Origin of the sequence: Acinetobacter sp. RW6, assembly GCF_041956835.1 — a bacterium.
GTDB lineage: Bacteria > Pseudomonadota > Gammaproteobacteria > Pseudomonadales > Moraxellaceae > Acinetobacter > Acinetobacter calcoaceticus.
Genome location: NZ_CP167121.1, coordinates 1,562,999 through 1,587,658, shown reverse-complemented (window position 1 = coordinate 1,587,658; position 24,660 = coordinate 1,562,999). Strand labels below are relative to the sequence as shown.

The following is a 24,660-nucleotide window of genomic DNA, read 5'->3' as shown; positions in this document are numbered from 1 at the left end:
TAAAAAGCCCTCAAAAATGAGGGCTTAATCGATATTCTTAAAAAGATGAATTAACGATTTGGTAAAACGTCTTTTAAAGCGTCATGCATTTCAAGCAATGTTTTTTCAGTGGTTTCCCAGTCAATACAGCCATCAGTCACTGATTTACCATATTCTAGGTCACAAAGGTTTTCAGGAATATCTTGGCGGCCGCCTTTTAAGTGACTTTCAACCATAAGACCAACAATTGACTTATTACCATCTAAAATTTGTTCAGTAATATTTTTAAGAACAAGTGGCTGTAAGTACGGGTCTTTATTTGAGTTCGCGTGACTCGCATCAATCATGATTTTATTGCTAACTTTTGCTTTCGCTAAAGCATTTTCTGCTTCTTCAACAGAGCCAGCATCATAGTTAGGCTTACCATTACCACCACGTAATACAACGTGTGCATAAGGGTTGCCGCTCGTATTAATAATCGAAACTTGACCGTCTTCGTTAAGGCCTAAGAAGCTATGGCCATATTTAACAGATTGCATCGCATTGGTTGCAACAGTTAAGCCACCATCAGTACCATTTTTAAAACCAACAGGTGATGACAAACCAGAAGACATTTCGCGGTGAGTTTGACTCTCGGTGGTACGTGCACCAATTGCAGACCATGAAATTAAGTCTTGATAGTACTGTGGAGAGTTTGGATCTAGTGCTTCAGTTGCACATGGCAGACCTTTTTCATTTAATTCAAGCAAGAGTTTACGACCAATACGTAAACCTTTTTCAATGTTAAATGAGTCATTCATGTCTGGGTCATTAATTAGACCTTTCCAACCAATTGTAGTACGTGGTTTTTCAAAATAAACACGCATAACTAGATACAATGTATCTTTAACTTTTTCGCTTAGCACTTTTAAGCGATCGGCATATTCGTGAGCAGCTTTCGGGTCGTGAATAGAGCAAGGACCAATAACGACAAACAAACGGTTATCTGAACCATCTAAAATATTACGAATAGTTTCGCGACCTTTTAGAACGGTTTGTGAAGCAACATCAGATAAAGGCAACTCTGATTTAAGCTCAGCTGGTGTTACAAGAGTTTGAATGCTTTTAATATTAAGGTCGTCGATATCTGGCTTTGAAACGGATTTTGAATGTGTAGTCATTACTGTCACTGGTTCGATCATACTAAAGGTTGTTTTGTGTACTGAATATACCATGAAATAATTATGAAAATCCTACATCTCATGGTATTTCAGTTTGGAAAAATCTTATTGATTTTGCTATCTTTCAGTTGAATTGCTTGTTTTTTCAGCAATCACTGCTTGTTGTTGTACCACAGGGGCTTTTGGTTTTGCTTTGACCGGGTTAACCATAAAATTAACACCGAGAGCAAATAGGGTAATCCCTAAAATTTTTCGGATTAAACGTTCTGGCATGCGGGAACTAATGAGCGTACCTACAATAATTGCTGGAATTGAACCCACCAATAACCACATAAGAAGCGTAAAGTCGACGTTACCAGCACTCATGTGTCCAAGGCCGGCCACTAATGTAAGCAATACCGCATGTACCACATCTGAACCAATAATTCGAATCATTGGCAAGTTAGGGAACATGATCACGAGAGCCATAATCCCGAATGCACCAGCGCCGACAGATGAAAGCGTTACGAATACGCCTAAAATAATACCCATAATAATGATGTAGAGGCGTTTATGGTGAATAGCCAATTGCTCATTTTCTGTTTGTACGGTTTCTTTATTTCTAAAACGATTAAAGAATTTTTCAATACGTGAACGAAAAATAATTGAAACACCAGTCAGTGTTAGCATAAAACCTAAAACCATGGTTAACACAGCTTTATAGTGAGTTGACTGACTTAAATAATGTTCAAGTACCCATGAGGTAATGAAAGATGCTGGAATACTACCCACTGCAAGCCATAAAACAATTGGCCACACAATGTTGAGTTTTCTAGCATGAACCATTGAGCCACAGAATTTTGAAATTGCGGCATAAAGTAAATCGGTACCAATTGCGATATGCGGTTCAATTCTAAAAAGACTAATTAAAATTGGTGTCATTAATGATCCACCACCAACTCCTGTAATCCCTACACAGAAACCAACTAACATACCCGCTAAGATAAATTCAAAAGCACCAGACATCTTTATCGCCACTTATCACGAAACGCCCATATCTTATTCCTTTTAGAGATAAACAGTTGTCATGAATAATGATTTACTTATGCAAAAAAAAGCTAAGCAATCAAAATATTGCTTAGCTTGAGCTATTTTTCATCAAATTCTTAGGATCTAAGATTATTTTGATGGTTTCAAGGGGTTAAGTAGAAGTATGAGGCCAAAAGTTAACGGCGTTGCAAATATCCACCAACTGACAAAACCAATTGAAAAATTATAATGTCGAATCAGAATATATGCGCATAAAACAAACAATATGAATGCAGCTATCTTAAAGTGTTGGTAATATTTTTGAGCTAATGATTTGAAATGGCCTGTTGATTTTGGCGATCGATATTTTTCACTCGCCATAAACAACAAATACATTCCTAATAAAATTAAGATGAAAGCTATAAAGATCATGAGCTCACCTCAGTATTTAATTTATTCAGCTTCTTTTGAATTTTTTCTACAGCTTTATGCTGAATAGGTTGAATTTTACAGAATATAAAAATCGCTAAGCCTGCAAATATCCACAAAAATATATCTATACGTGCAAATGCCCAATACTTGTTGAAGCTTTCAACATAATCATACTTGAGCAAATAAATTAAATTTAAGACTGGAAGCGCCATACAAAGCAGAATAAAAATACTAAGTTGAGTTCGCCATAAATATTGTTTTTTAGTGACTAAAGCAATGATTAAGCTGATTAGCCAGACCAAGAAAAAACTATAAATTTCATAATTGATCGTGGTTGAAGTGACTGTAAATAATCGATTCGCACTTAAATAGGCGACAGTTGCACACGGCAGTCCTACAAAAGTTGCGACATTTAAACGGTCAACTAAATAGTGTCCAAAGTGAAACTTACTATTCTTATTTTGAATTTGGCGTTTAAGGCTCCAGAGTAACAAACCAGAGGCAATCATGACACAACCTAAAATGCCAGAGAAGAACAAACCTAAGCGAAGTAAAGGTTGGGCAAATGTTGCCATGTGTAGACCGTAAACTCCTGCATTCAGTGTTGCAATAGCACTATTATTACGTGTGTCTGCTAAGACTTTGCCTGTTGATGCATTCAATGTAATTTGAGCCTGATTACGAGTAATTGAATGATCTTCATTTTGAATAAAGGTAATTTGCGCCTGATTGGTATTTGGATTTTTTACACTAATTGTCGATAAAGTTTGATTTCCCCAACTTTGTTGCACTTGGTTTAATAACTTTTCGATAGATAAGTTCTGAGCTGGCTGTATCGATTGGTTCTCAAGCACATTCTTTGTACGTATTTCGGTAAAATATTGATATGGATTTTCAGGATAAAGCTTTTGCATGCCCCAAGGCAGATACAAATAAAAGAAAATGGCTAGGCCTGTAAATGTAATGGTTAAAAAGAAAGGTAGGGCAATCACCGAAGAAATATTATGAAAGTCTAGCCATGAACGCTGAGACTTAAATGTACGCAAAGTAAAAAAGTCGGTGAATATTTTTTTATGGGTAATAATGCCTGAAACCAAAGCAATCAACATAATAAATGCGGCAAGACATACTATTAATCGTCCAAGTAATATTGGGACGCCAAAAAGTTGGTAATGGAATCGGTAAAAAAAGTCGCCGCCTAACGTTGCCGAAAGTTGAAGCTCTTGACCTGTGTTTGCATCAAGTGTGGTATTGCCATAACCGCCGTCTGATTTTTCCCAATACATGGTGTTTACTGGACTTTCTGGTGTAGCAACAGTTAAATACCAAGATTTGGCATCTGGAGCATGGTCTTGTAAGTATTGATAGGCTGTTTTAATAGCAATATCTTGCTTTACTTCATATTGCGCAAGTGGAGGCTGCATCCATAAATTAATTTCGTGGCGGTAATAGGACAAACTTCCCATTAAGAAAATGGCAAATACGAGCCATCCAAAAATTAAGCCAGTCCATGAGTGTAGCCATGCCATAGATTGACGTATACCTTTATGCATAACCCACCATACGCGTTGTAAAAAAGAAAAGGGCACATAGAACGACTGATAGCCCAGTGAGTTTCAAAAGTGACTGGATGCAAAAACCTATAATCACGAACACTACGTAAAATAGAATTGCTATAAATGATGCGAGATAGATAGCTTCAGCTTTGTCTAAGGTCAAAAGGAGAATTCCAGTGAGTCCAAGACTTAAATACGCCATACAGGCAAAACCCATACCGAAAACCAGCAAGAATCGATAGAAAACTTTTATGCGATATGACACAGGGAGATTTACAGTTTTGGACATCTTTAATGACACATAAACAAAGAATAATAAGAAAAGCCAATCCCTAAATTGGGATTGGCTACGATATTAATATTTAAACTTTACAGCAACTGTATAGTTGGCAGAAGGACCATAAAATCCTTGGCCATCAGGGAAGCTATATAGATACTTCTTATCGAAAATGTTATTACCATTTGCTTGAAGCGTAATATGTTTATTTACTTCATAGCTCGCCATTAAGTTGACTAAGGCATAGGCATCTTGTGTGATAGTACTGTTTACAGTTGAGTCATATAGCTTTACACCATCTTGCCATTGTAAGCCTGCACCAACTTTCAGCTTAGGTAAAGCTGACGGCGTATAGGTCGTCAGCAAATTAAGCGTCTGGTTTGGATTATAAGTTCTTGCCTCGCCACCATTCTTAATATCTTTAATACTAAATTGAGCATAACCGAAAGAAAGATTCACATTATCTGTAATTTGGCCAGATAATCCGACTTCTACACCTTGCGATTCTAAATCACTGGTTGGTACTTTTCTGTTGAGAGGATTTCCGTCAGAGTTGCGTAGCGGATAATTATTCTGCTCAGTTTTAAATACTGAAAGTGTTCCGGTTAAACGGTCATCTAGCCACGAGCTTTTTACACCCATTTCATAGCTTTTGCCGTCAATAGGTTTTAAAGCTTGATTGGTGTCTTTATCAATACCGGTTTGAGGGCGGAAAATAGAGGTATAACTCATATAACCTGTATATTCAGGTGTGAAGTTATAGGTGAGTCCAACATAGGGTGATACTTTACTTTCACTATATGACATTGGTGAGCCATAGCTTTCGCCTTTACTCTCAGCTCTGACATAGTTCGCACCAAGTAAAAGTTTTAAATCTTCATTGAGATGTAAGCGCGTCGCGGCATAGATCGAGTCAATGTTTTGAGTATAGTTAGCGGCTTCTGTGAAATCTGACCAAGTTACAGATTGAGGTGTCCAGCTTGCCCAGTCTGTAGTCGTTGATTTTATAACATTACTATCGTTAATCGTTCCTGTAGATTGTTTATCTTGCTGACGACTACGTACATAGCTATAACCGAGAGTTGCTTCGTGTTCTCTGTTAAAAAGTTTATAGGTTCCTTCGAGGTTAAAATCTACTGCATGTTTCTCTTGATGTTCTTGACCTCCCCAAGGGGTTAAAGATACCCCCGAACCATCAGCTTTTGGATAACCATAGTAGTAAAGGAGGCGACTATTGTGCTTAGTATCAAGATAGTTATAGGTTAGCTTCGCTGCCCATTGCTCATTAATTTTTTGCTTTAATTCGACAAAAGCATTTTGTGTTTCATTATCCCAGTGTGCCCAATCAGGGTTTGGATTATATGAGCGGTCGTACGAAATTTGCTTGCCATTTGCATCGAGTAAGGGCAGAGCACCCCAGTTATTTGCATTCGGTTTATTTTGTTCTTGGCTATAGCCTACGGTGAGTAAAGTACTATCTGTTAAATCAGCTTCAACAATACCTGCGAAACCATTTTTTTCTGAAGAATATCGGTCAATGTAAGAATTGCCAGTTTGTTCATAGCCCATGATACGGCCACGTACTTTTCCACTAGAGGTAATTGAGCCTGATACGTCAGCTTCATAACGTTGAGTATCCCACGAACCATAACTCAAACCGCCACTTGCTTGGAACTCTTGAGTTGGTCGCTTACGAATATTGTTGATTGTTGCACTTGGGTCACCAAATGCATTAGTTAAAGAGTCTGCACCTTTAACTATTTCTACACGATCGTAAAAGTAGGTATCTGGGTTAGTGTTGTTGTAGTTATACCCTGAGAGTGGAAAGCCCACGCCGTCAGTCAAAATATTTGAAATCTCAAAACCACGAGCCATGTACGAAGTACGTTCGGTTTCCTGATTGCTTACAGTTACTCCTGGAGTATTTTTTAGAACATCTCTCGTACTGGTAAGCCCGAAATCTTCCATTTGCTGACGAGTGACTACGTTAATAGTTTGAGGAGTTTCTTTAGCCTCAATATTAAGCTTGGTTGCGCTACTTGAATTTTTAACATTGTATGCTTTGGTCTGTTCAGAAGACTGCTCAGCACTTGTGGCTTTAACTTGAATGGTCTGTAAAGCTTGCACATCTGCATCTTGAGCATACGTGAGGTTCGCATAACAAATCGCGCAGGCAATTACGGTAAGCTTAAATGGTCGAGGCGGGATATTCATAAGAGTAAAGATAATGTAAATAATTCTCATTTATTTTATTGTTTGTTAATGTAAGCTACAATTCAAATTGCATTGTTAATTTAGATTAAAATATGGTGAATGAATGTAATTTTAGATAGTGTACGCCGTGGCCGCTTTTAGTGAGGATGCATCGATCAAGTTCAAGATTGATAAGCCTCTATGCTAGAATGCGTTATTTCAAATTCTTGGGTAAATCGCCTTGGCAAACCAAAAACTTAAAATAGGCATTGTAGTTGGGGAAGTTTCAGGAGATACGCTTGGCGTTAAGCTCATGCGTAGTTTTCGTGAACAGGGAATCGATGCTGAATTTGAGGGAATTGGTGGACCTCAAATGATTGCTGAAGGTTTTAAAAGCTATTACCCAATGGAAACTTTGTCGGTAATGGGGATTGTTGAGGTATTAAAAGACTTAAAGAAACTATTCGCGGTACGTGATGGCTTAATTAACCAATGGACTGAGCATCCCGTTGATATTTTTATTGGTATTGATGCGCCAGATTTTAACCTCAGACTTTCAAAAAGTATTAAAGAAAAGAATCTTCCAATTAAAACAGTTCAATATGTGAGTCCTTCGGTTTGGGCATGGCGTCAGGGGCGTGTTCATGGCATTAAACAGAGTATAGATTTAGTACTTTGTTTATTTCCTTTTGAAAAAGTCTTCTATGAGCGATATGAAGTTCCTGCGGCATTTGTAGGTCATCCATTAGCTAAACAATTACCGCTTGAAAATCCAATTCAAATTGCTAAACAACAATTAGGTATTGATGAAAATCAAAAACATATTGCTTTGTTGCCAGGTAGCCGCAAAGGGGAAGTAGAACGACTTCTTCCTATGTTGCTGGGCGCTGCCAATATTTTACATACCAAATATCCAGATATTCAATTTTTGATTCCCGCAATTAACGATGCACGTAAACAGCAGATTGAGCAGGGTGTTGAACAATTAGCACCTCATTTAAAAGCTGCAATTCATATTTTAGAAAATACAGACGCTGAATCAAAAGTTGGCCGTATGGTCATGAATGCAAGTGACATCATTGCTTTAGCTTCTGGAACAGCGACATTAGAAGCAATGTTAATGCATAGACCTATGGTTACTTTTTATAAGTTGCATTGGTTGACCTATTTAATTGCTAAGTTTTTGGTCAAAATTCCTTACTACTCTTTGCCAAATATCATTGCTGGTAAAAAAGTGATTGAAGAGTTGATTCAGGCAGATGCAACACCAGAAAATTTAGCAACTGAAATAGAAAAACTGATGAATATTGAAAAGGCGCAAATTCAAGTGATGCAACATTTAACCATGCATAAACAGCTTATTTCTGGAAATACAGAAGATCCGGTGCAGGCAATTTTAAAAATTTTAGAAAAGTAATTAAAAAAATAGGCATTCTTCTGAATGCCTATTTCTATTTTAGTTTAAGTACGCACAATGAGCTCGTAACCCGTATATTTACGGATGTTAATAACACCAATATCAAAAATTAAATATTGACCTTTAATGCCCTGTAATACACCGCGAATTTTTGGAGTTTTATCCAGATTTAAAGACTTGATCTTTTCAGGGTACTGCTCAACAGGGTAAACAAACTCACGTGGTAGCTCATCTTCTAATAATTCAACGGTTTCGTTAAATTCAAGATTTTGGCTAAATTCCTCACGAATCGTTTGAATTTTAGGTGCAAACTCTTCGATTAACTGATCACGTTGCTCAGTTAGTTTTAGAGGTTCAGCTTCTCCCTTAAGGAGTTTACGCCAATCAGTTTTGTCAGCAACTAAAGAACCAAACATTGTTTCAAGCTGACCAGATAAACGACGTGATCCAACTTTCATAATTGGTAAGGCCTGAGTTGCACCTTGATCTAACCAACGACCTGGCATATGGCTAACGCGGGTAATACCAACTTTCAAAGCGCTAGAATTTGCTAAATAAACAATATGAGGTTGGAAACAAACATTGTGGGCAAAGTCATCTTCACGACATGTACCTAAGTGGTAATGGCATGTTTCTGGCTTCATAATGCAGAGGTCACATTCCGCTTTCGTTTTAAAACATTTAAAGCAGTGACCTTGAGAATAAGATTTTGGTGTTTTAGTGCCACAAGAGGTGCAATAAATATTACCTGTCCATTCGATTTCTAGTTCTTGTCCTAAATTAAAAGGAAGATCAATTTCTGAACGGTCTAATACAAATTTGTATTCAACATTTGCCTTGGTTGTCTGTTGATCAGTTACACTAGCATCTTTTAGGCCTGCATGCATTTTATGGCAAATGCCTTGTAGTTCCATAAAGTTTAAACTCACATCTTTCAATTAAGGGTTGCAGTCATGGCTGAACAAAATGTCATCGCTTCTATGCTAGACGATTTATCAAAAGAACAGCCCATTCATACTGCACTTTGTATTGGCCAGAAAATTGACCAGAATAACGCAATTCAATGGCACTATTTTAGCGTAACTGAGCTTTTAAGTCTGCCTTTTACTCAGCGTTATGATTTGGGTTTTGTATTATTTGATACCGATGAAATGCATAACATCAGTAATATTCAAAAATCACAATTATTAGTAAAGCTACGAGATTTATTAGCAAAACGAATTGTGGTGGTGAGCAAACGAAGTGATGAACAGTTACTACGCTCCCTAGGTTTTACCCAACTCATTGATAAGACTTCACATGATAGCGATTTTGCTTTATGGCAATTTAATATATTGACCTATAAACATGTTCCAGATTGGTTTAATTCAAAGTTTTGGGCAAACCCAGAAAACTGGAATAAATTCCGTTGGTAAAAGGGCATTAAATCTCTTTCAAAATTTAACAATTTGGCTTTTGCTGTCTGAATAAGAATCCGCGTATGCTCATGTAGAAACCATACATAAGAGTTACACATGACAAATTTAAGCAGCATTGTTGAAGTTTTGGCTCAGCAGGCTTTAGGTGGGAACCAGCAAGCATCAGGTCAAGGCGGTTTGGGCGGAATTTTAGGTTCAGTACTTGGACAAATGGGGGGTAATACTTCTTCTGGCGCTCAAGGGGGCCTTGGTGGAGTATTAGGTTCTGTATTGGGTCAAGTGACTGGCAATAATAATGCACCTCAAGCAGGTGGTGGTGTACAAAGTTTATTAATTGCAGTGGTGCCTTTAATTTTAGGTTGGGTTCAGCAACAAGGTGGTTTGCAAGCGGCTTTAGAAAAGCTAAAAGGAGCAGGTCTAGGTAGCCAAGTTCAAAGCTGGGTTGACCCAAATCAAAGCAATAGTGAGGTTCCTACTCAACAATTACAGAGTCTATTTAATCCTGCTGATATTGAACAAGTTGCCGAGCAGGCTCAAGCTCCAAAAGAACAAGTTTACGGTGCAATTGCTTCAGTCTTACCTCAAGTCATTGACTCATTAACACCTCAGGGTGACAGTACAGACCATCAAGAAGCAAATCAGGACATCCAAAATGTGATGAATCTTGTGAGTGGTTTCTTGAAATAAGATATAGGTTATAAAAGCCGATAAAATTGATATCGGTTTTTTTATTTTTCGCACCACACAATAAAAAATAAAAGGGCATAAGCCCTTTTATTTTTATAATTAAATCAGATATGACTGATTAGAAATTATACTCGATACCTGTACCTACAACAGTTTGCTTGTCGTCATCATTCAACCAATCGCGTTTTTGTTGAGCAACGATACCGTAGAAGCGAGCTTGCTTGTTGATTTGGTAATCAAGACCTAAACCGTACAAGTCGATTTTACGATCTGATTGACCACTTACTTGTGTTTCAGCTGAAGCGTATTCTGCTTTCACTTTAAGTTTAGTGTTAGGAATTTTATAAGCAGCTGTTACTGCATATGCTTCTTCCTCTAACCCACGGTAAGCTTTACCAGCTTTATCAATTGAACCATCTGATTTATATGATTGACCATATGCAGTCAAATCATCAGTAGGTTCAGCATGTTGCCATAAAGCACCTACAACAAAGCCTGATTTTGCGATGTCATAAGAACCCGTTACACGGTAAGCATCTGTATAAACATCTTTCAGACCGTAAGCAGCATATTTACCTTTAATACCGAAGTCACCAGCAGCAGCCACTGCTAAGCCAAGGTCTTTGTTTTCATAACCAAGCGCAGTTGACACAGAGTCAAAGCTGTCGTTTTTGCTGTCTTTACCAGTTTCACCTTGTTTGCTATCTGAGGTGCTTTCACCAGTTTGAGCCATGATATTGAATGTTAAACCAGCTAATAATTTAGGGTCTAATTCAAAACCAACCACGTTGTCTAAGCGGTTTTCGCCGTACATGATGTTGGTAATATCTAAACGTGTATCGTCATTAAAGATGTCTTGGTTACCACCAGCAGCGGTTTTAAAGTAAGAATCGTACTTACCTACTTTTAATGTACCCACGCCTTCAGTTTTTAAACCGATAAAACGGTTACGAGCGCTAAGATCAGTATCTGAACCTGAACCATCAGTAGAAATTGCCCATTCAGCTAAATAAACAGCAGATAGCTTGTCAGTTAATTTCTCTTCGCCTTTTACCCCAATGCGAGAAGAGTTTGAGTTAACTTCAGTAACGTCACTTTTTCCATCGAAATTTTTATTGTCAACTTGGTTAATAGAAACATTCAGTTTGCCATACAAAGTTGGCGCTGCTTGCACCGCGTTTATGCTCAAAGTTGCAACTGCGGCAGCGAGTAGCAATTTCTTCATTGAGATTTCTCCAAAAGTATTTAAAAATGGCGTATGCCTAGTTAACTATTTATTTTGTAGTTGACTTATGTACAAAAAGTTACAAAAGCTCACCAACTTGCTAAGCAGTATCGGCAAACTTTGTGACAGGGGCGTGAAAAGTAAATGACAGTTTTATGACGGTTAAAATTTAGAAATAAATTAATTATTTTAATTTTTTATAGTTTTTAGACGAAAAAAAGCGGAGTCAAAACTCCGCTTTAATGAATTAAAAATCAAAGAGCTGCTTTAATTTTCTCAGCTAATCCTTTAATTTTTTCTTGATCTCCTAACTCTACAGCATGGCGTCCAAGTTGATGCACATTTGTAGGAATAAGGTGAAAATGAACATGTGGAACAGTTTGTCCTGCCGCTGCTCCAGAAAGTTGCATCAACACAATACCTTCTAAATTGAGGGCTTTTTCCATTGCTTTCGCAATTTTCTGAACAATTTGTATGGTATATGCAGCTGCTTCTGGAGGTAAATCAAGGAGCGTTACAGCAGGTGTTTTTGGAATAACTAATGTATGACCATCGGCTTGAGGCATAATATCCATAAAAGCTAGAACTTGATCATCTTCATAGATTTTTATCGCTGGAAGTTCATCACGTAAAATTTTTGCGAAGATATTTTGATCATCGTATGCCATGTATTATTCCTTTAAAAATTATTTACACTTCAATTCTTTCTGACGCTCTTTAATAGCATCAAGACGTTGCTGCTCTTTGTCAGAAAACTTTGGTTTTGTCGTATGACAGTTTTCATTACCATATTTTTCTTTTGCATCAGGATCTTTAAAACAAAAGCCTTTTGATGCATAAATCAAATTATAATCGTCTTGCAATTTCTGACATTCTTGCTCAGGCGTTGCAGCTTGAACGCTTAAACCAGCAATACTTACCATGCCAGTAAAGACTGCAACTATAAATTTATTCATGAGCGTTTCCTCAGTTAAAGGTATGAACCTGTACTCAATATAAGGTTTATTACCAATATTTCAATGACTATTAATTACTCAAGTGTCATTTTGGTTGATAATTTGTTCACAATATAAATAAAAACTTTACATATCAACTATTTATAAAAATCAAATAAAAACATAAACTTAAGAAAAATTATATATGTTTTTTCAGAATTTGATTCTCGTTTAATCTACTTTAACTGTTATTAATAAGAGAAAAATATACTTCTGGTTCGGTTGATAATATATAAAAAATTGTAGGAAAAGATGAGATTTTATAGCTTTTTCATTTGCTAAATAGACGGCTTGAGTTTGAAATTGGGTCAATGAAAAAGAAATATATCAATGACATTATAAAAATACAAAGCGTGATAATTATCACATTTTTGTATTTTAGGATTAAGTGGAATTCACAGGGCCCATTTTAATTTAGACGGAAATGGGCTTTTTCTTTTGATATCTAAAATATAAATAAGCCAAAATTGATCTTAGTTTACAATTCAACTGAAAGATGTATTGATTTTACATGTTTTAGCTTCTATTATGTGATCCTTAATTGCTGCGTTTGATAGTTTTTGTTTTTGTAACCCATTTCTAAAATTGATATGGGTTTTTTTTTAAGTCTTTTTAATATTCATTATGCAGCTTATTAAAATTAAGCATCTTTAATAAGCTGCCATCTAAAAGATTAAATTTATTCCAATGTAATCTTGGTCCATGCTTCATACATTTTAACTGCCGCAGAGAAGTCACTATTGTCTTCAGCAGTTAAATTCGCAGCCTGAATTAAACTTTGTGTTAATGACAAAAGTGGGGCAGGAAGCTTAGCTTGATGGACTAAATCCAAAGCAATTCCTGTATCTTTGGCAAGAAGAGGTAAGCCAAAGGTCACTGGAAATTCACGACTCAATACACGCTGTGGGAAGATAGTTTCTGTTACCAAACTTTTACCACTTGAGGCATTAATGCACTCTAATGCTTCGTTCAAACTGACCCCATGTGCTTTGAGTGCACTGAAGCCTTCTGCAACAGACCAAAGGTTGACTGCGAGTAACATATTATTAACGGCTTTTACTGCAAATCCAGCACCCGATTCACCAACATGTTTAATTAATTTACCTACTGCTTGCAGTGCCGGTAATGCGCGTTCAAAAGCTGCGGCATCACCACCGACCATGACAGTTAAAGTTGCATTTTCAGCACCTACTGTTTGACCACTTACTGGAGCATCCAGAAAATCAACATTCAATTGTTTTAATGAGCTTGCTAATGCGCGGGCAGAGTCAGGGACTCCACTTGTACAGTCTATCCAGATTGCCCCAGATTTAATTTGTACATCATTAATAAGTGCTTCTACGTCATTGCTTGTCGGTAAACATGAAAAGATAATATCTGCTTGTACCGCTTGCTCTAATGGAGCAGCCTTTGTGCCATATTCTATTGCATGTTGTTTGGCTTTTTCGAAATTTCGATTCCATACATAGACAGTATCGAAGTGTTTCGGTAAATGTGCTGCCATACGATAGCCCATTGCACCCAAACCAATAAATGCAACAGATTGACTCATGACCTTATCCTTAAATTTGTGTTGAACGTTCGGTCAGCCATTTCGCCAGTTGTGGCCAAAATTCCAGAGCACTGGCCTGACTCGACATTAGGCCTAAATGACCGCCGGGGATGAGAGTAAACGTGACATCTTGGCTGCTTGTCAATTGACTTAATGGAGAAGCAGCATCAGCAGTCACCAACTGATCACTACGACCCGCGCCAACTAAGAGAGAGCAATCTATATTTTTTAATTCGATTTTTTTATCTTTTAATTGAATAAAGCCACGTTTTAGTGGATTTTGTAGCCAGACATTAAACAACATGTCCTGATTAATCCCCCCTGGGTAATCAATCATATTATTTAAAAAGCTACTTAAGGTTGCATGCTCTTGTACAAATTGCAGGTCATCAAGATTTTTTAGCAATTGAACATGCCCCTCAAACCAGCCTTTAGGATCAAGAATTTTAAAGCCTAATGAATTTAAAATTCCGGGACTATGAATCAGGCGTTTTGGCAATCCCGAATAAATACGGTCCTGAATTTTTTTATTACGACCAATAAGATGATTCATGTTTCGGTAGAGTTTGCCAATATAGCCAGATGCATAACTATCTATTGGACTACCAAGAACAATCAGGTTTTTAATATAGTTAGGTTGGTTAAGCGCAGTATATAAAGTGACGAATATGCCAGCCATACTCCATCCATGGAGTGAGATTTGTTCACTTCCTGAATGTGTGCGGACGATTTCTATCGCTTTGGGAATGAAATCTTCAATAAATGATAAAAAGTTAAGATGTCTATCTTTAAACTTTAAACTTCCCCAATCGACCAAATAGACATCGAAACCAGCATTTTGGAAATATTTAATAAGAGAGCGATAAGGATATAAATCATATATCGCCATATTAATGGCGAGTGGGGCAACAAATACTAAAGGTTCTTTAAATCTTTTCTGTGTTGCTGCGTAATAGCGAATACGGGTTTGATTGAACTCGCCAATGACTTCATAGGGAGTGCTTTGTGACAGAACCAATGTTTTTGGGTGAAATAGTCGGGCAGAAAGATGCTTCATTTGACTTTGTTCAGAGACAAGGGACTTTAAGCGTTTCATCTTGCTTTACCAACTATTTACTAAAGATTGAATAAAGTCTAAGCGATAATTTTAAGGTTTACCTTGACCTTAAATACATTAGACACTCAAAATGATGATAGTTTTTAGTACATGACCAGTAAAGGCGAACATTTAATGAACCAGTCTGATGATTTAGAATACCAACTTGATACCTTAGCCATTCGTACCGGACATACACGTAGTTTTGAAGGTGAACATGGCGAACCGATTTTTTTGACTTCATCATTTGTATATGAAAATGCAGCTGAAGCTGCAGCAAAATTTTCTGGTCAGGTTCAAGGAAATATCTATTCTCGTTTTACCAATCCGACTGTAGGCATGTTCGAAAAACGATTGGCAGCTTTAGATGGCGCTGAACGAGCTGTAGCGACAAGCTCGGGAATGGGGGCAATTCTGGCAGTTGCTATGGCGTATCTAAAAGCGGGTGATCATGTTATTTGCTCAAGAGCAGTTTTTGGTTCAGTTGTTGCCTTATTTGAAAAATATATTGCCAAGTTTGGTGTAGATATTACATTTGTCGATTTATGTGATTTAGACGATTGGAAAAAGGCAGTACGTCCAGAAACTAAACTTTTATTTGTTGAGTCACCGTCTAATCCTTTAGCTGAGATCGCAGATATTCAAGCGCTTGCAGATATTGCCCATGCGAATGGTGCATTACTTGCGGTTGATAACAGTTTCTGTACGCCTGTTTTACAGCAACCATTAAAGTTTGGGGCAGACCTTGTAATTTACTCGGCGACTAAATATTTAGATGGGCAAGGGCGCGCATTAGGTGGTGCTGTTGTCGGTAATCATCAGTTATTAGAAGAAGTTTTTGGTGTTGTCCGTACGCTTGGACCATCAATGAGTCCATTTAATGCTTGGGTCTTCTTAAAAGGTTTAGAGACTTTACGTTTGCGTATGAAAGCACACTGTGAAAGTGCTCAAATTCTTGCAGAATGGTTATCTACTCATGAAAAAGTAGAAAAAGTTTACTACGCTGGTTTGCCAACTCATGAAGGTCATGAACTTGCTGCCAAACAGCAAAATGGTTTTGGCGGGATCGTTTCATTTGTTGTTAAAGGCGAACGTGAAGGTGCTTGGAAGGTTATTGATAATACTAAGTTTATTTCAATTACGGGCAACTTGGGCGATGTGAAGTCAACAATTACACATCCTGCAACGACTACACATGGCAAACTTTCTGCTGAAGCAAAAGCTGCGGCGGGCATCCAAGAGGGTTTAATCCGTGTATCTGTGGGCTTAGAAGATATTAACGACATTATCCGTGATATCTCACGTGGTCTAGATTTAATCTAATTATCTCGATCGAAATAACACTCTTTGGTTATTTTGTTCATGAAACCATCTCTTTAATCGAGATGGTTTTTTATATTTAAATGTTACCCAAATTTCAGAATTGCAATAAAAAACCTACATTTTTGTTTAAATGAGGGCTAAGAGTACAAGGTATAAAGACTTTAAATTTAATTAAAAGAAATGCGAGTTTTAAAATGCTTAAGCCTATTGCTATTGTTGTTGTGGTAGGGGTAATTGGGGTGGTTGGATATAAATTATTGACCAAACCGCATCAACACCCAGTAAATGAAACAACCTTATTGATTAACAATGCAGAGAAGTCGGTGCAAGAAGCAGATAAATCTATTCAAGAAGCAAATACATCCTTTAAGAAAGTCCCTTTAAGTGAATATAAAACAATTGATAAAGGGTTACAGGCATCTCAATAGTGAAATAAATTTTTATCAAACTTTAATGTATAACTTTTAGACGTTTATGAAGTGTATCTAAGTTTAACCACGCTACTCATGTAGCTACGTGAAATAGAGCTAGAGATACTGATAGAAAACATTAGTCTATTGTGTCAGAATTACGGATTAATTTGAGTTCAATGCGCTAATCTGTATGGATTTTAATCACATGGGTTGGTTCAATGAGATTAAGTTTTTATAAAGTATTACCCGATAACCAATAATACTTTAAAGATTTGATAGAGATACGGAGTAAAGTTATGAATATCAATATGCTCATGCAGCAAGCGCAGCGCATGCAAAAAGATATGGAAACAAATATAAAAAAGGCGAAAGAAGAGCTTGCCCAAACTGAAGTCCAAGCAGAAGCTGGTGGTGGTTTGGTTAAAGTAACCATGAATGGTCGCTATCTTGTAAAACGTATCGAAATTAACCCTGAATTACTTCAAGATGAACCAGATATGATTGAAGATTTGATTGCTGCAGCGGTAAATGATGCTGTGCGTCAAGCAGAAGTTATTTCAGAAGAAAAAATGCAAAAAGCGAATTCTGGTATGGGCTTGCCACCTGGCTTAGCGGGCATGTTCTAAGGAAGTTCTGTGTTTAGTGATAGATTTGAACAACTCGTTCAAGCTTTACGTATATTGCCTAGCGTTGGCCCGAAATCGGCTCAACGTATGGCATTACATCTTTTGATGAAAAATCGAGAAGGTGCGTTCGCATTAGCTCATGCTTTACATGAGGCTTCAAGTTATATTCATGAGTGTAGCGTTTGCCATTCTCTAACTGAAAATGAAATTTGTGATATTTGTGCCTCAACTGAGCGAGAAGATCAATTATTGTGTGTAGTTGAATCACCAGCAGATGTCATGGCGATTGAGCAAAGTGGTAGTTTTCGAGGTAAATACCATGTTTTAGGGGGACATCTTTCTCCTTTGGATGGTATTGGCCCAGAAGAAATTGGTATTCCTTATCTGATTCAGCGCTTAAGTCAAGGCACTATTGAAGAAGTGATTTTGGCAACTAATGCGACTGTAGAGGGACAGGCAACCGCTCATTATTTGGTAGAGGCGACTAAGCACTTACCTATACACATGACGCGTATTGCTCAAGGTGTACCGCAAGGTGGTGAACTTGAGTATGTAGATAGCCATACCTTAAGTCAGGCAGTTCATAACCGTATGAGAATGAAATAAGCATTCCGATGCTTATTTCATTGATGCGATATAAAATTGAATTAAATTTATTAATTTAGCTATTAAAGGCAAATATTATTTTGTCTTTAATTAGAAAAAATCGTTTAAATAAAATATGAAAGCACATAAGAATGAAAAAGATCTTAGAGATTTTAAAGAATGAATATTTGTAGTTAACTTTAAAAGTATAAATAAAAGATCAAAAAATTATCTATTTTCGAAAAATTGTTCAAAAATAGAGTATTCATAAAGGTTTAAGTGGTAATTTCCTACTTCTATGTTATATATACCAGAGTTCTAAGCACTCTTTGCATTTACTTGAGAAAGCATGTTTCAGTTTATCCAACAGCAAACCGAATTGGTTGATGTTCTTCAAAAAATGGATCAATGTTCCATATATGGACTTGATACAGAATTTATTAAGGTTGACACACTCTGGCCTAAACTTGGGGTATGCCAAGTCAATGTAAATGGTAATGTCTATCTGTTGGATGGTGTTTCATTAGATCTAAGTCAGTTTTGGAAAAAAATATTTCTCGCACAGCAGAACATTTTTCATGCATGTGGGGAAGACATCGATTTAATCTATCATTACGCTGATCAAGAAGATCTGCTTAATGTGTTTGATACTCAAGTCGGTCTTTCTTTCTTAGGTCATGGACTACAAGTGAGTTACCAAGGCGCTTTAAAGCTTTGTCTCGACATTGACATTGAAAAAGATCAAACAAGATCTGATTGGTTGGCTCGACCTTTATCGCCTCAGCAACTCTGTTATGCAGCCAATGATGTTCTATATATAATGAAGTTAGCTCATCATATTCAAGAACAACTTAAGCAGAAAGGGCTTTATGAGTATGTTCTTGAAGATTGTAGTAGTTTAACTAAAGAAATTATTAGTGAAACGCCTACAGAGTTACTCTATACCGATGTTGGTAATTATCGTCATTCGCGCCGTCAATTGATGCAATTGCAAAATTTAAGTGAATGGCGTGATTACATTGTTAAAGCGACGAACCAGCCACGTAGTTTTATTCTTAGAAACTCAACCATGATTGATATGGTTGAAAAGAATCCACGTAATAGTTTTCAACTCTCGCAAGTTAAAGATATTCGCCCAAATGTAGTTCGTGAATATGGAAAAACGATTCTAGAATTACTTAAAGATTTACCTAATGAAAGCGAATGGCCAACAAGAATTGCCAAACCTTTTAAAGTAACATCTAAAGAAACTTTAAATAAAATGGATATGGTACTTGCCCATGCAATAAGTGAAACTTCTATTCCTAAGGAAGTATTACTTAGAAAAAAATGGCTAAATGCAATTCATCAACATGTTCTTTCTCAAGGGGATGAACAAGATTTACCTGATTATCTTTTGGGGTGGCGTTATGAGTTGTTAACTCAACCATTAATTCATTTATTTCAAGAAGAAAAAGAAAGTCTATCAATTTAAAATGAGTTGATAGTTAAAATTTAAAAGGCTCATCTTCGTGATGAGCTTTTTTAATTAAGGATAGTGAATGGCTTGAAGTTTAAATTGAGTAGTTTTTATTTAAAATAATAGATATTTAACGTTAATAGTTAATAAAATAAATAATTATATTAGTTATATTAAATAATTAACTTATTTTAAAAGTTAGTAAAGTGATGAATTGAATGGGTTTTAATTTGTAAAAGTGATAATGAATTAAATTAACCGATTCAATGAGAAAAATTCAATTGATTAAACATACAGGTCTGTATATTCTTGGATACAAGAAAAACAATTTCAATATGAATAATATATAACTATAAGTTTGTTTCAGTGCAGAAATAAGAAAGCCGACCCAATTGGGTCGGCTTTTTATTTTTTAATGATATAGCTCAATTAAAATGTCAGTAGGTTATTAAATTTTAAAAATTAAGTATTAATCTTCTACGGATTTTTTGTGAATGAACCAGCAAGTTCAGCTACAAGTTCTTCAGCTTTTTGAAAAGCATTTTCTAATGACTTTATATGTCGTTCGTCTCCAAACTCTTGATATTCTGAGGCAATTTCATAAATTTTCTCTACACCTAAATATTTACTGAGTGTACGCAGGTGAGGTACAAGATGATTCATGTTGTGACGAATACCATCGTTCTTAAACCCAAACTCCCCACTAGATGTGATAATGATTAAAATTTTTCCAGATAAAAGAGGTTGTAAAGGGAAATCTCCTCGAGCAAGGTCAAAATCAAATGTCTTATTAATTCGAATAATTTGGTCAAACCATGCTTTGAGTTGAGCAGGCATACCGTAATTGTACATAGGGGAAGAAATTAGAATGATATCTGAACTCGAAACCTCCGCTATTAACTGATCTGATATTGATAAGACATCGCATTGAGTTTGTGTTCTTTTATTTTCAGGTGTGAATACAGCATCAATCCAGTCCTGAGTAATAAATTGAGACGGATTCATTCCTACATCCCGATAAATATACTCATCCATAGGCCTTTTATTTTTCCATAAACTGACCAATCGGCTGGCAATACTTTTTGAAATAGAATTATGATTTGGATTGGGGTTAATTGCAGCTCGTACGCTGGCATCTATATGTAACATTTTGCTCATCATAAATTCCATAAGGGTTAGGAGTTAATTTATTCTGAGTTTTAAATGAGAAGTAGACAAACGAGAAAATTACAGCTATAGATGATTTTAAATCACCTATAACTGTGATTCAGGAGAAAGCATGCAAGTCTCATTGCAAGCACTTAGGGCATTTGAATCAGCTGCTCGACTAGGCAGTTTTAAATTGGCTGCTGAAGAGCTTTCGCTAACACCGACTGCAATTTCACATCATATTGCCAATCTTGAAAGCAGGTTAAATGTTGATTTATTTCATCGACAGGTAAGAAAAATAACGCTTACAACGACAGGTGATAGACTAGCAGTAGCGATTTCTGAAGGATTTCGTAAAATTGAAGATGCGCTAGATGAAATAACAGTAAATGGAAATACACTCAGAGTAGCTACCACGTCTTCATTGGCAGCAATGTTATTAATTCCCTCAATAAATGAATTTTATCAATTACATCCTGATATCTCGGTTGAATTTTCTACAGGGGAAGCGTTAGAAAGTCACTTATATACATTACCTATTCGATATGGTGATGTATCTTTAATACCTTCTAACGATATTCTTAAATATGAGTCTTTTAATGTATTTGGTGCATCTAAACTTGATCCCCTTGAACATTCTAATGAGCCAATAATGTTATTCACCACAGAATGGAAAAATAAAGCATTACCAAGTCCGCCACTAGAGACTTGGCTTGAGCTGAATGGATGGGACCGAACGCAAATAACAATTAAGAAGTTTGATCAGGAAATTTTTGGAATACATGAGGCATTAGCGGCCAATGGACTTGTATTTTGTTCTTCTACACTTGCCCAGAGATTTATTAAAGCAAATCTTATACAACCGCTTAAAACTAAATCAGTTCAATCTGAGCTGTGCTATTACATCCCAAATAAAGAAGATTTTAAAAATAGAAATGCCAGAAAATTTATTGAATGGATAGAGAGGTTATTTAATCAATAAGCTTATATTTCTGATTGGAATTAACTACACAACACCAAAACTATATAAGCTTTTTATGCTATAAAATTAGATAAATTAATAATTAGAGAGATAAATATGCTTAATAACTTTAGTGCTGAACAAGCGCGTCAAAATGCTAAAAATTTTAAAATCAATCAAGAGGCCATGCTGGAAAAAATTTTAACAGGCACTGAAACTGATTCTAAAGCAGGGAAGCGAAAAGCAACTTTCCTGTTTCCGATTGATGCTGTAAGTCCTGATCAGCTCACACAAGTAGAAGAGGAACTTAAGGGTAGAGGCTTTAATGTATCAACCAATATTGAACACTCTGGTACTACCATAACGATAGAAATAAGCTTTTAAATATCGATTTTTTTTAGACCGCTCTTTTAAAGGCGGTCTTTTATATCGTATTAAAAAGGGAAGATAAATTTATTTACATTTAAACTTATGTTAATCATGATTTTATTTGACACGTTCTACCATCTTCTGTAGCTTTACTTTTTAAGTGGAATATGGATATGAACTTCCAAACAATACTTTTATCTTTCAAAAATCAATCTACTGGTACAGATGCATTTAAAGATTTAAAAAATGCTTGTGAACAGTCTCTTAAAGAATCTCAAAATACAAAAGAAAAAGCAGCAGTCTATTTGATCTATGGTTTTGCACGTAGCTACGTGATTTTATATGAAGATGAAGCCGTAACAACTGAATTTGCCAACGTTTCTAAGACTACGCTCATAGGTTACATGGAATGCCTCAATGAAGCTCTATTAAGCCAAGATGATAGTGCTATTTTGAATGCCTTAAATCAAGTAACTGATAACTATATAAAGAGTTCTCGAGTCTTCTAAATATCATTAACTTGTTTTGGTAAAAATACTTCTTTAGCTTGGGCTAAAGAAGTATTCAAAGTTTGTATTAGTGAGACTTTTTCTTACCGCCGCCATCTTGTTTATTGACGGTAGACCATGCGATTCGTTCAGCTTCTTCTTGAGAATGACCTCTGTCTACTTCACTCTCAACAATATGTTTAGCCTGACGTTTTTGCTTTGCTGTGTAAGCTGTTTTATCGCCACGAGGCATAAGTTCATCCTCCACATCTATTATTAAGATACTTATTATTGAAACATATTGAGAATTTAAACTAGTTAAGTAATGTCTGCTAATGTTTATTAAGTGGTTAGAAGTTTTACTTAAATGTGAATTTTAAAAGGTAATACCTAATTTTAATACGATAAATTTCATAGTATTAAGGGGTGAAACTATTAAAAACAGATCACAAAAAGTACTTAGTAACGAACGATTTCTTATTTTTTTCTAAAATTGTTTTTATTTTATTAAAATGAATAATTATATTTAATTTTTAAAATCAGATATTTACTTGTTTTTTATGAAGGCTGGCTTTTGTCTAGAACAAAGTTATTATCGACCTTAATCAACGTTGTGGGTTAATATTTCCCAAGAATTAAAAAAACGACTGATGCGTAAACAAACCTGCGTGGGTGAGTCGTTTTTTTTCATGTATGCTGTCCTTAGTTCAAGAGTTGATTTGAAATGCACTGTGATATTTATAGATCGAGCAAAAAAGATGAAATGTACATTTATATTGCTCGTCCAAACTATCCTGACGATGCGGAACAAGCTGATCCGTTTGAAAATGTTCCTGAAGCTGTTTTGCAAGCGTTTGGTCGTGCAACGTTTGTCATGCATTTAGAATTAGCTCCAACACGTAAATTGGCGCGTGCTAATGTTTTACATGTTTTAGACTCATTACAAACAAAGGGTTTCTTTATTCAGATGCCACCAGAAGGGTTAATTAACCCGAATGCGGTTGAACCAGAGGGCTTACGTGGTGCGTGAAAATCAAACTGGAATAATGAATCAATTATTCTCTTTTTTGGATTTTATTCCTGAAGATGCTATTGCTTTAACAGCTTATGGAATAGGCGCTATTATTGCTTTGTGGTGTTGGTGGCGATTAATGCGCCGCCTACCAACGACTTTGGGTGCAATTAGTTGGCTTGTTGTATTTGCTATTTTAGTTACACCAACTGTGTCTGAAGGGCCAAATGCCTCGGTAGCACCTGCTATTTTTGGACTACTCTTTGGTGTTTTAACGAAAGATAGCCCACTAATCTGGGCAAATTTATCTTTAATTCTGTTTGTAGTTGGTCTAGGTTTGGTTGTTGGTTATTGTTGGTCAAAATATTCAACAAGCAAAAGCATGCGTTCCATCTAACCATTGAAATAGAAAAATAAGGTCTTCACATGTCTGCTGATACCCAACATTTTACCGGTACAGATCAATATATCGCGACTGACAGTCTTAAGCTCGCTGTAAAAGCAGCCCGTGCTTTACAAAAGCCTTTACTGGTTAAAGGTGAACCTGGTACGGGTAAAACTTTACTTGCTGAACAAGTAGCAGAAAGTTTGGGCTTAAAACTCATTACTTGGCATATCAAATCGACAACCAAAGCACAGCAAGGGTTGTATGAATATGATGCTGTTTCTCGTTTACGAGACAGCCAGTTAGGTGATGACCGTGTTTACGATATTAAGAACTATATTAAACCCGGTAAATTGTGGGAAGCTTTCACGAGTGAAGAGCGTTGTGTCTTGTTAATTGATGAAATTGACAAAGCCGATATCGAGTTTCCAAATGACTTGTTGCATGAACTCGATAAAATGTCTTTCTATGTTTATGAAACCAGTGAAACCATTACGGCAACACAACGCCCAATTGTAATTATTACCTCGAATAACGAAAAAGAGTTACCAGATGCTTTCTTGCGTCGTTGTTTCTTTCATTACATTGAGTTTCCAGATGAAGTGACCATGCGAGAAATTATCGATGTTCATTTCCCGAATATTTCTGCAACACTCGTCAACGAAGCTTTACAGATTTTCTTTAAATTACGTGAAATTCCTAATTTGAAGAAACCACCATCAACATCTGAGTTAATTGATTGGTTAAGCTTGCTCATGGCAGATGATATGCCTGAAGATGTATTGCGTAATCGAGATACATCTAAAGCTATTCCACCGTTATATGGTGCTCTCATCAAAAACGAGCAGGATGTGCAACTCCTCGAACGTTTGGCTTTCATGTCTCGACGTTAAAG

28 protein-coding genes are annotated in these 24,660 nt (G+C 36.3%); 14 read left to right on the top strand and 14 right to left on the bottom strand.

Annotated elements, in window-relative coordinates; genetic code table 11:
• Positions 1 to 50: 50 nt before the first annotated feature.
• The 6 genes from ACB088_RS07405 to ACB088_RS07380 form a co-directional block, all read right to left on the bottom strand.
• Positions 51 to 1,160, bottom strand: coding sequence for a 3-deoxy-7-phosphoheptulonate synthase (locus ACB088_RS07405; protein ID WP_080547672.1), 1,110 nt, complete (start codon positions 1,158 to 1,160; stop codon positions 51 to 53).
• Between the two features lie 96 nt (positions 1,161 to 1,256).
• On the bottom strand, positions 1,257 to 2,144 hold the full coding sequence (locus ACB088_RS07400; protein ID WP_375038503.1) for a sulfite exporter TauE/SafE family protein: 888 nt from the start codon (positions 2,142 to 2,144) through the stop codon (positions 1,257 to 1,259).
• 153 nt (positions 2,145 to 2,297) lie between these two features.
• Entirely contained in the window at positions 2,298 to 2,579 is a 282-nt protein-coding gene (locus ACB088_RS07395) for a DUF1634 domain-containing protein (RefSeq protein ID WP_127491660.1), read from the bottom strand.
• The gene (locus ACB088_RS07390) at positions 2,576 to 4,132 is read right to left on the bottom strand and encodes a PepSY-associated TM helix domain-containing protein (RefSeq protein ID WP_375038502.1); all 1,557 of its coding nucleotides are present in this window, start codon (positions 4,130 to 4,132) and stop codon (positions 2,576 to 2,578) included. The genes ACB088_RS07395 and ACB088_RS07390 overlap by 4 nt, the downstream gene beginning before the upstream one ends.
• A complete protein-coding gene (locus tag ACB088_RS07385; protein WP_375038501.1) occupies positions 4,125 to 4,424 on the bottom strand; it encodes a hypothetical protein in 300 nt (99 codons plus the stop codon). The genes ACB088_RS07390 and ACB088_RS07385 overlap by 8 nt, the downstream gene beginning before the upstream one ends.
• Before the next feature lie 66 nt (positions 4,425 to 4,490).
• Positions 4,491 to 6,626, bottom strand: coding sequence for a TonB-dependent siderophore receptor (locus tag ACB088_RS07380; RefSeq protein WP_375038500.1), 2,136 nt, complete (start codon positions 6,624 to 6,626; stop codon positions 4,491 to 4,493).
• Between the two features lie 220 nt (positions 6,627 to 6,846).
• Between ACB088_RS07380 and lpxB the strand changes: the two genes are divergently transcribed.
• On the top strand, positions 6,847 to 8,022 hold the full coding sequence (lpxB, locus tag ACB088_RS07375) for a lipid-A-disaccharide synthase (protein WP_375038499.1): 1,176 nt from the start codon (positions 6,847 to 6,849) through the stop codon (positions 8,020 to 8,022).
• Positions 8,023 to 8,066: 44 nt separating this feature from the next.
• On the opposite strand, the gene ACB088_RS07370 is transcribed toward lpxB, so the two are convergent.
• Positions 8,067 to 8,936 (bottom strand): DUF2797 domain-containing protein, encoded by an 870-nt coding sequence (locus tag ACB088_RS07370; protein WP_375038498.1) that lies wholly within the window; start codon positions 8,934 to 8,936, stop codon positions 8,067 to 8,069.
• Between the two features lie 39 nt (positions 8,937 to 8,975).
• On the opposite strand from ACB088_RS07370, the gene ACB088_RS07365 reads away from it, so the two are divergent.
• Positions 8,976 to 9,437 (top strand): DUF6231 family protein, encoded by a 462-nt coding sequence (locus ACB088_RS07365; RefSeq protein ID WP_127491666.1) that lies wholly within the window; start codon positions 8,976 to 8,978, stop codon positions 9,435 to 9,437.
• A 99-nt stretch (positions 9,438 to 9,536) separates the two neighbouring features.
• The gene (locus tag ACB088_RS07360) at positions 9,537 to 10,127 is read left to right on the top strand and encodes a YidB family protein (protein WP_375038497.1); all 591 of its coding nucleotides are present in this window, start codon (positions 9,537 to 9,539) and stop codon (positions 10,125 to 10,127) included.
• Between the two features lie 118 nt (positions 10,128 to 10,245).
• On the opposite strand, the gene ACB088_RS07355 is transcribed toward ACB088_RS07360, so the two are convergent.
• The 5 genes from ACB088_RS07355 to ACB088_RS07335 form a co-directional block, all read right to left on the bottom strand.
• Complete coding sequence (locus ACB088_RS07355; protein WP_092705653.1) at positions 10,246 to 11,352, bottom strand: porin; 1,107 nt, start codon at positions 11,350 to 11,352, stop codon at positions 10,246 to 10,248.
• 254 nt (positions 11,353 to 11,606) lie between these two features.
• Positions 11,607 to 12,020 (bottom strand): HIT family protein, encoded by a 414-nt coding sequence (locus ACB088_RS07350; RefSeq protein WP_004642705.1) that lies wholly within the window; start codon positions 12,018 to 12,020, stop codon positions 11,607 to 11,609.
• 18 nt (positions 12,021 to 12,038) lie between these two features.
• Entirely contained in the window at positions 12,039 to 12,308 is a 270-nt protein-coding gene (locus ACB088_RS07345) for a YARHG domain-containing protein (protein ID WP_092705654.1), read from the bottom strand.
• Between the two features lie 718 nt (positions 12,309 to 13,026).
• On the bottom strand, positions 13,027 to 13,899 hold the full coding sequence (locus ACB088_RS07340) for an NAD(P)-dependent oxidoreductase (protein ID WP_375038496.1): 873 nt from the start codon (positions 13,897 to 13,899) through the stop codon (positions 13,027 to 13,029).
• Between the two features lie 10 nt (positions 13,900 to 13,909).
• Positions 13,910 to 14,995, bottom strand: a complete 1,086-nt coding sequence (locus ACB088_RS07335; RefSeq protein ID WP_375038495.1) for an alpha/beta fold hydrolase — start codon at positions 14,993 to 14,995, stop codon at positions 13,910 to 13,912.
• A gap of 135 nt (positions 14,996 to 15,130) precedes the next feature.
• On the opposite strand from ACB088_RS07335, the gene ACB088_RS07330 reads away from it, so the two are divergent.
• From ACB088_RS07330 to ACB088_RS07310, 5 genes are all read left to right on the top strand, one after another.
• Positions 15,131 to 16,318: an O-succinylhomoserine sulfhydrylase gene (locus tag ACB088_RS07330; protein WP_375038787.1), complete on the top strand. Its 1,188-nt coding sequence runs from the start codon at positions 15,131 to 15,133 to the stop codon at positions 16,316 to 16,318.
• Between the two features lie 194 nt (positions 16,319 to 16,512).
• Positions 16,513 to 16,746 carry a hypothetical protein gene (locus tag ACB088_RS07325; protein ID WP_017390619.1) on the top strand — a complete coding sequence of 78 codons (234 nt, stop codon included), beginning with the start codon at positions 16,513 to 16,515 and terminating at the stop codon, positions 16,744 to 16,746.
• Between the two features lie 281 nt (positions 16,747 to 17,027).
• Entirely contained in the window at positions 17,028 to 17,357 is a 330-nt protein-coding gene (locus ACB088_RS07320) for a YbaB/EbfC family nucleoid-associated protein (protein WP_004642711.1), read from the top strand.
• 9 nt (positions 17,358 to 17,366) lie between these two features.
• Entirely contained in the window at positions 17,367 to 17,963 is a 597-nt protein-coding gene (recR, locus tag ACB088_RS07315; protein ID WP_017390620.1) for a recombination mediator RecR, read from the top strand.
• A 328-nt stretch (positions 17,964 to 18,291) separates the two neighbouring features.
• On the top strand, positions 18,292 to 19,416 hold the full coding sequence (locus tag ACB088_RS07310; RefSeq protein ID WP_375038494.1) for a ribonuclease D: 1,125 nt from the start codon (positions 18,292 to 18,294) through the stop codon (positions 19,414 to 19,416).
• Positions 19,417 to 19,878: 462 nt separating this feature from the next.
• On the opposite strand, the gene ACB088_RS07305 is transcribed toward ACB088_RS07310, so the two are convergent.
• Positions 19,879 to 20,562, bottom strand: coding sequence for an FMN-dependent NADH-azoreductase (locus ACB088_RS07305; protein WP_375038493.1), 684 nt, complete (start codon positions 20,560 to 20,562; stop codon positions 19,879 to 19,881).
• A 118-nt stretch (positions 20,563 to 20,680) separates the two neighbouring features.
• Between ACB088_RS07305 and ACB088_RS07300 the strand changes: the two genes are divergently transcribed.
• The 3 genes from ACB088_RS07300 (at position 20,681) to ACB088_RS07290 (ending at position 22,389) form a co-directional block, all read left to right on the top strand.
• The gene (locus tag ACB088_RS07300; RefSeq protein ID WP_092705660.1) at positions 20,681 to 21,532 is read left to right on the top strand and encodes a LysR family transcriptional regulator; all 852 of its coding nucleotides are present in this window, start codon (positions 20,681 to 20,683) and stop codon (positions 21,530 to 21,532) included.
• Positions 21,533 to 21,628: 96 nt separating this feature from the next.
• On the top strand, positions 21,629 to 21,895 hold the full coding sequence (locus ACB088_RS07295; RefSeq protein ID WP_375038492.1) for a hypothetical protein: 267 nt from the start codon (positions 21,629 to 21,631) through the stop codon (positions 21,893 to 21,895).
• Between the two features lie 158 nt (positions 21,896 to 22,053).
• Positions 22,054 to 22,389, top strand: coding sequence for a hypothetical protein (locus tag ACB088_RS07290; protein ID WP_005047367.1), 336 nt, complete (start codon positions 22,054 to 22,056; stop codon positions 22,387 to 22,389).
• A 67-nt stretch (positions 22,390 to 22,456) separates the two neighbouring features.
• Here ACB088_RS07290 and ACB088_RS07285 read toward each other — a convergent pair whose 3' ends face one another.
• Positions 22,457 to 22,621: a hypothetical protein gene (locus ACB088_RS07285; RefSeq protein ID WP_002113596.1), complete on the bottom strand. Its 165-nt coding sequence runs from the start codon at positions 22,619 to 22,621 to the stop codon at positions 22,457 to 22,459.
• 471 nt (positions 22,622 to 23,092) lie between these two features.
• On the opposite strand from ACB088_RS07285, the gene ACB088_RS07280 reads away from it, so the two are divergent.
• Genes ACB088_RS07280 through ACB088_RS07270 form a run of 3 tightly spaced genes read left to right on the top strand, consistent with a single transcriptional unit; the run spans position 23,093 to position 24,658 of the window.
• Positions 23,093 to 23,398 (top strand): YcgL domain-containing protein, encoded by a 306-nt coding sequence (locus ACB088_RS07280; protein WP_003651616.1) that lies wholly within the window; start codon positions 23,093 to 23,095, stop codon positions 23,396 to 23,398.
• On the top strand, positions 23,391 to 23,777 hold the full coding sequence (locus ACB088_RS07275) for a hypothetical protein (protein ID WP_307009908.1): 387 nt from the start codon (positions 23,391 to 23,393) through the stop codon (positions 23,775 to 23,777). Before ACB088_RS07280 ends, ACB088_RS07275 begins: the two co-directional genes overlap by 8 nt.
• A gap of 29 nt (positions 23,778 to 23,806) precedes the next feature.
• Positions 23,807 to 24,658 (top strand): MoxR family ATPase, encoded by an 852-nt coding sequence (locus ACB088_RS07270; RefSeq protein WP_199990566.1) that lies wholly within the window; start codon positions 23,807 to 23,809, stop codon positions 24,656 to 24,658.
• Positions 24,659 to 24,660 lie beyond the last annotated feature (2 nt).

Excerpts from the sequence above, each read along its gene's own strand:
- ACB088_RS07405 (WP_080547672.1), bottom strand. The coding sequence starts at position 1,160 with ATGATCGAACCAGTGACAGTAATGACTACACATTCAAAATCCGTTTCA.
- ACB088_RS07400 (WP_375038503.1), bottom strand. The coding sequence starts at position 2,144 with ATGTCTGGTGCTTTTGAATTTATCTTAGCGGGTATGTTAGTTGGTTTC.
- ACB088_RS07395 (WP_127491660.1), bottom strand. The coding sequence starts at position 2,579 with ATGATCTTTATAGCTTTCATCTTAATTTTATTAGGAATGTATTTGTTG.
- ACB088_RS07390 (WP_375038502.1), bottom strand. The coding sequence starts at position 4,132 with ATGCATAAAGGTATACGTCAATCTATGGCATGGCTACACTCATGGACT.
- ACB088_RS07385 (WP_375038501.1), bottom strand. The coding sequence starts at position 4,424 with ATGTCCAAAACTGTAAATCTCCCTGTGTCATATCGCATAAAAGTTTTC.
- ACB088_RS07380 (WP_375038500.1), bottom strand. The coding sequence starts at position 6,626 with ATGAATATCCCGCCTCGACCATTTAAGCTTACCGTAATTGCCTGCGCG.
- ACB088_RS07370 (WP_375038498.1), bottom strand. The coding sequence starts at position 8,936 with ATGGAACTACAAGGCATTTGCCATAAAATGCATGCAGGCCTAAAAGAT.
- ACB088_RS07365 (WP_127491666.1), top strand. The coding sequence starts at position 8,976 with ATGGCTGAACAAAATGTCATCGCTTCTATGCTAGACGATTTATCAAAA.
- ACB088_RS07360 (WP_375038497.1), top strand. The coding sequence starts at position 9,537 with ATGACAAATTTAAGCAGCATTGTTGAAGTTTTGGCTCAGCAGGCTTTA.
- ACB088_RS07355 (WP_092705653.1), bottom strand. The coding sequence starts at position 11,352 with ATGAAGAAATTGCTACTCGCTGCCGCAGTTGCAACTTTGAGCATAAAC.
- ACB088_RS07350 (WP_004642705.1), bottom strand. The coding sequence starts at position 12,020 with ATGGCATACGATGATCAAAATATCTTCGCAAAAATTTTACGTGATGAA.
- ACB088_RS07345 (WP_092705654.1), bottom strand. The coding sequence starts at position 12,308 with ATGAATAAATTTATAGTTGCAGTCTTTACTGGCATGGTAAGTATTGCT.
- ACB088_RS07340 (WP_375038496.1), bottom strand. The coding sequence starts at position 13,899 with ATGAGTCAATCTGTTGCATTTATTGGTTTGGGTGCAATGGGCTATCGT.
- ACB088_RS07335 (WP_375038495.1), bottom strand. The coding sequence starts at position 14,995 with ATGAAACGCTTAAAGTCCCTTGTCTCTGAACAAAGTCAAATGAAGCAT.
- ACB088_RS07330 (WP_375038787.1), top strand. The coding sequence starts at position 15,131 with ATGAACCAGTCTGATGATTTAGAATACCAACTTGATACCTTAGCCATT.
- ACB088_RS07325 (WP_017390619.1), top strand. The coding sequence starts at position 16,513 with ATGCTTAAGCCTATTGCTATTGTTGTTGTGGTAGGGGTAATTGGGGTG.
- ACB088_RS07320 (WP_004642711.1), top strand. The coding sequence starts at position 17,028 with ATGAATATCAATATGCTCATGCAGCAAGCGCAGCGCATGCAAAAAGAT.
- ACB088_RS07310 (WP_375038494.1), top strand. The coding sequence starts at position 18,292 with ATGTTTCAGTTTATCCAACAGCAAACCGAATTGGTTGATGTTCTTCAA.
- ACB088_RS07305 (WP_375038493.1), bottom strand. The coding sequence starts at position 20,562 with ATGATGAGCAAAATGTTACATATAGATGCCAGCGTACGAGCTGCAATT.
- ACB088_RS07300 (WP_092705660.1), top strand. The coding sequence starts at position 20,681 with ATGCAAGTCTCATTGCAAGCACTTAGGGCATTTGAATCAGCTGCTCGA.
- ACB088_RS07295 (WP_375038492.1), top strand. The coding sequence starts at position 21,629 with ATGCTTAATAACTTTAGTGCTGAACAAGCGCGTCAAAATGCTAAAAAT.
- ACB088_RS07290 (WP_005047367.1), top strand. The coding sequence starts at position 22,054 with ATGAACTTCCAAACAATACTTTTATCTTTCAAAAATCAATCTACTGGT.
- ACB088_RS07285 (WP_002113596.1), bottom strand. The coding sequence starts at position 22,621 with ATGCCTCGTGGCGATAAAACAGCTTACACAGCAAAGCAAAAACGTCAG.
- ACB088_RS07280 (WP_003651616.1), top strand. The coding sequence starts at position 23,093 with ATGCACTGTGATATTTATAGATCGAGCAAAAAAGATGAAATGTACATT.
- ACB088_RS07270 (WP_199990566.1), top strand. The coding sequence starts at position 23,807 with ATGTCTGCTGATACCCAACATTTTACCGGTACAGATCAATATATCGCG.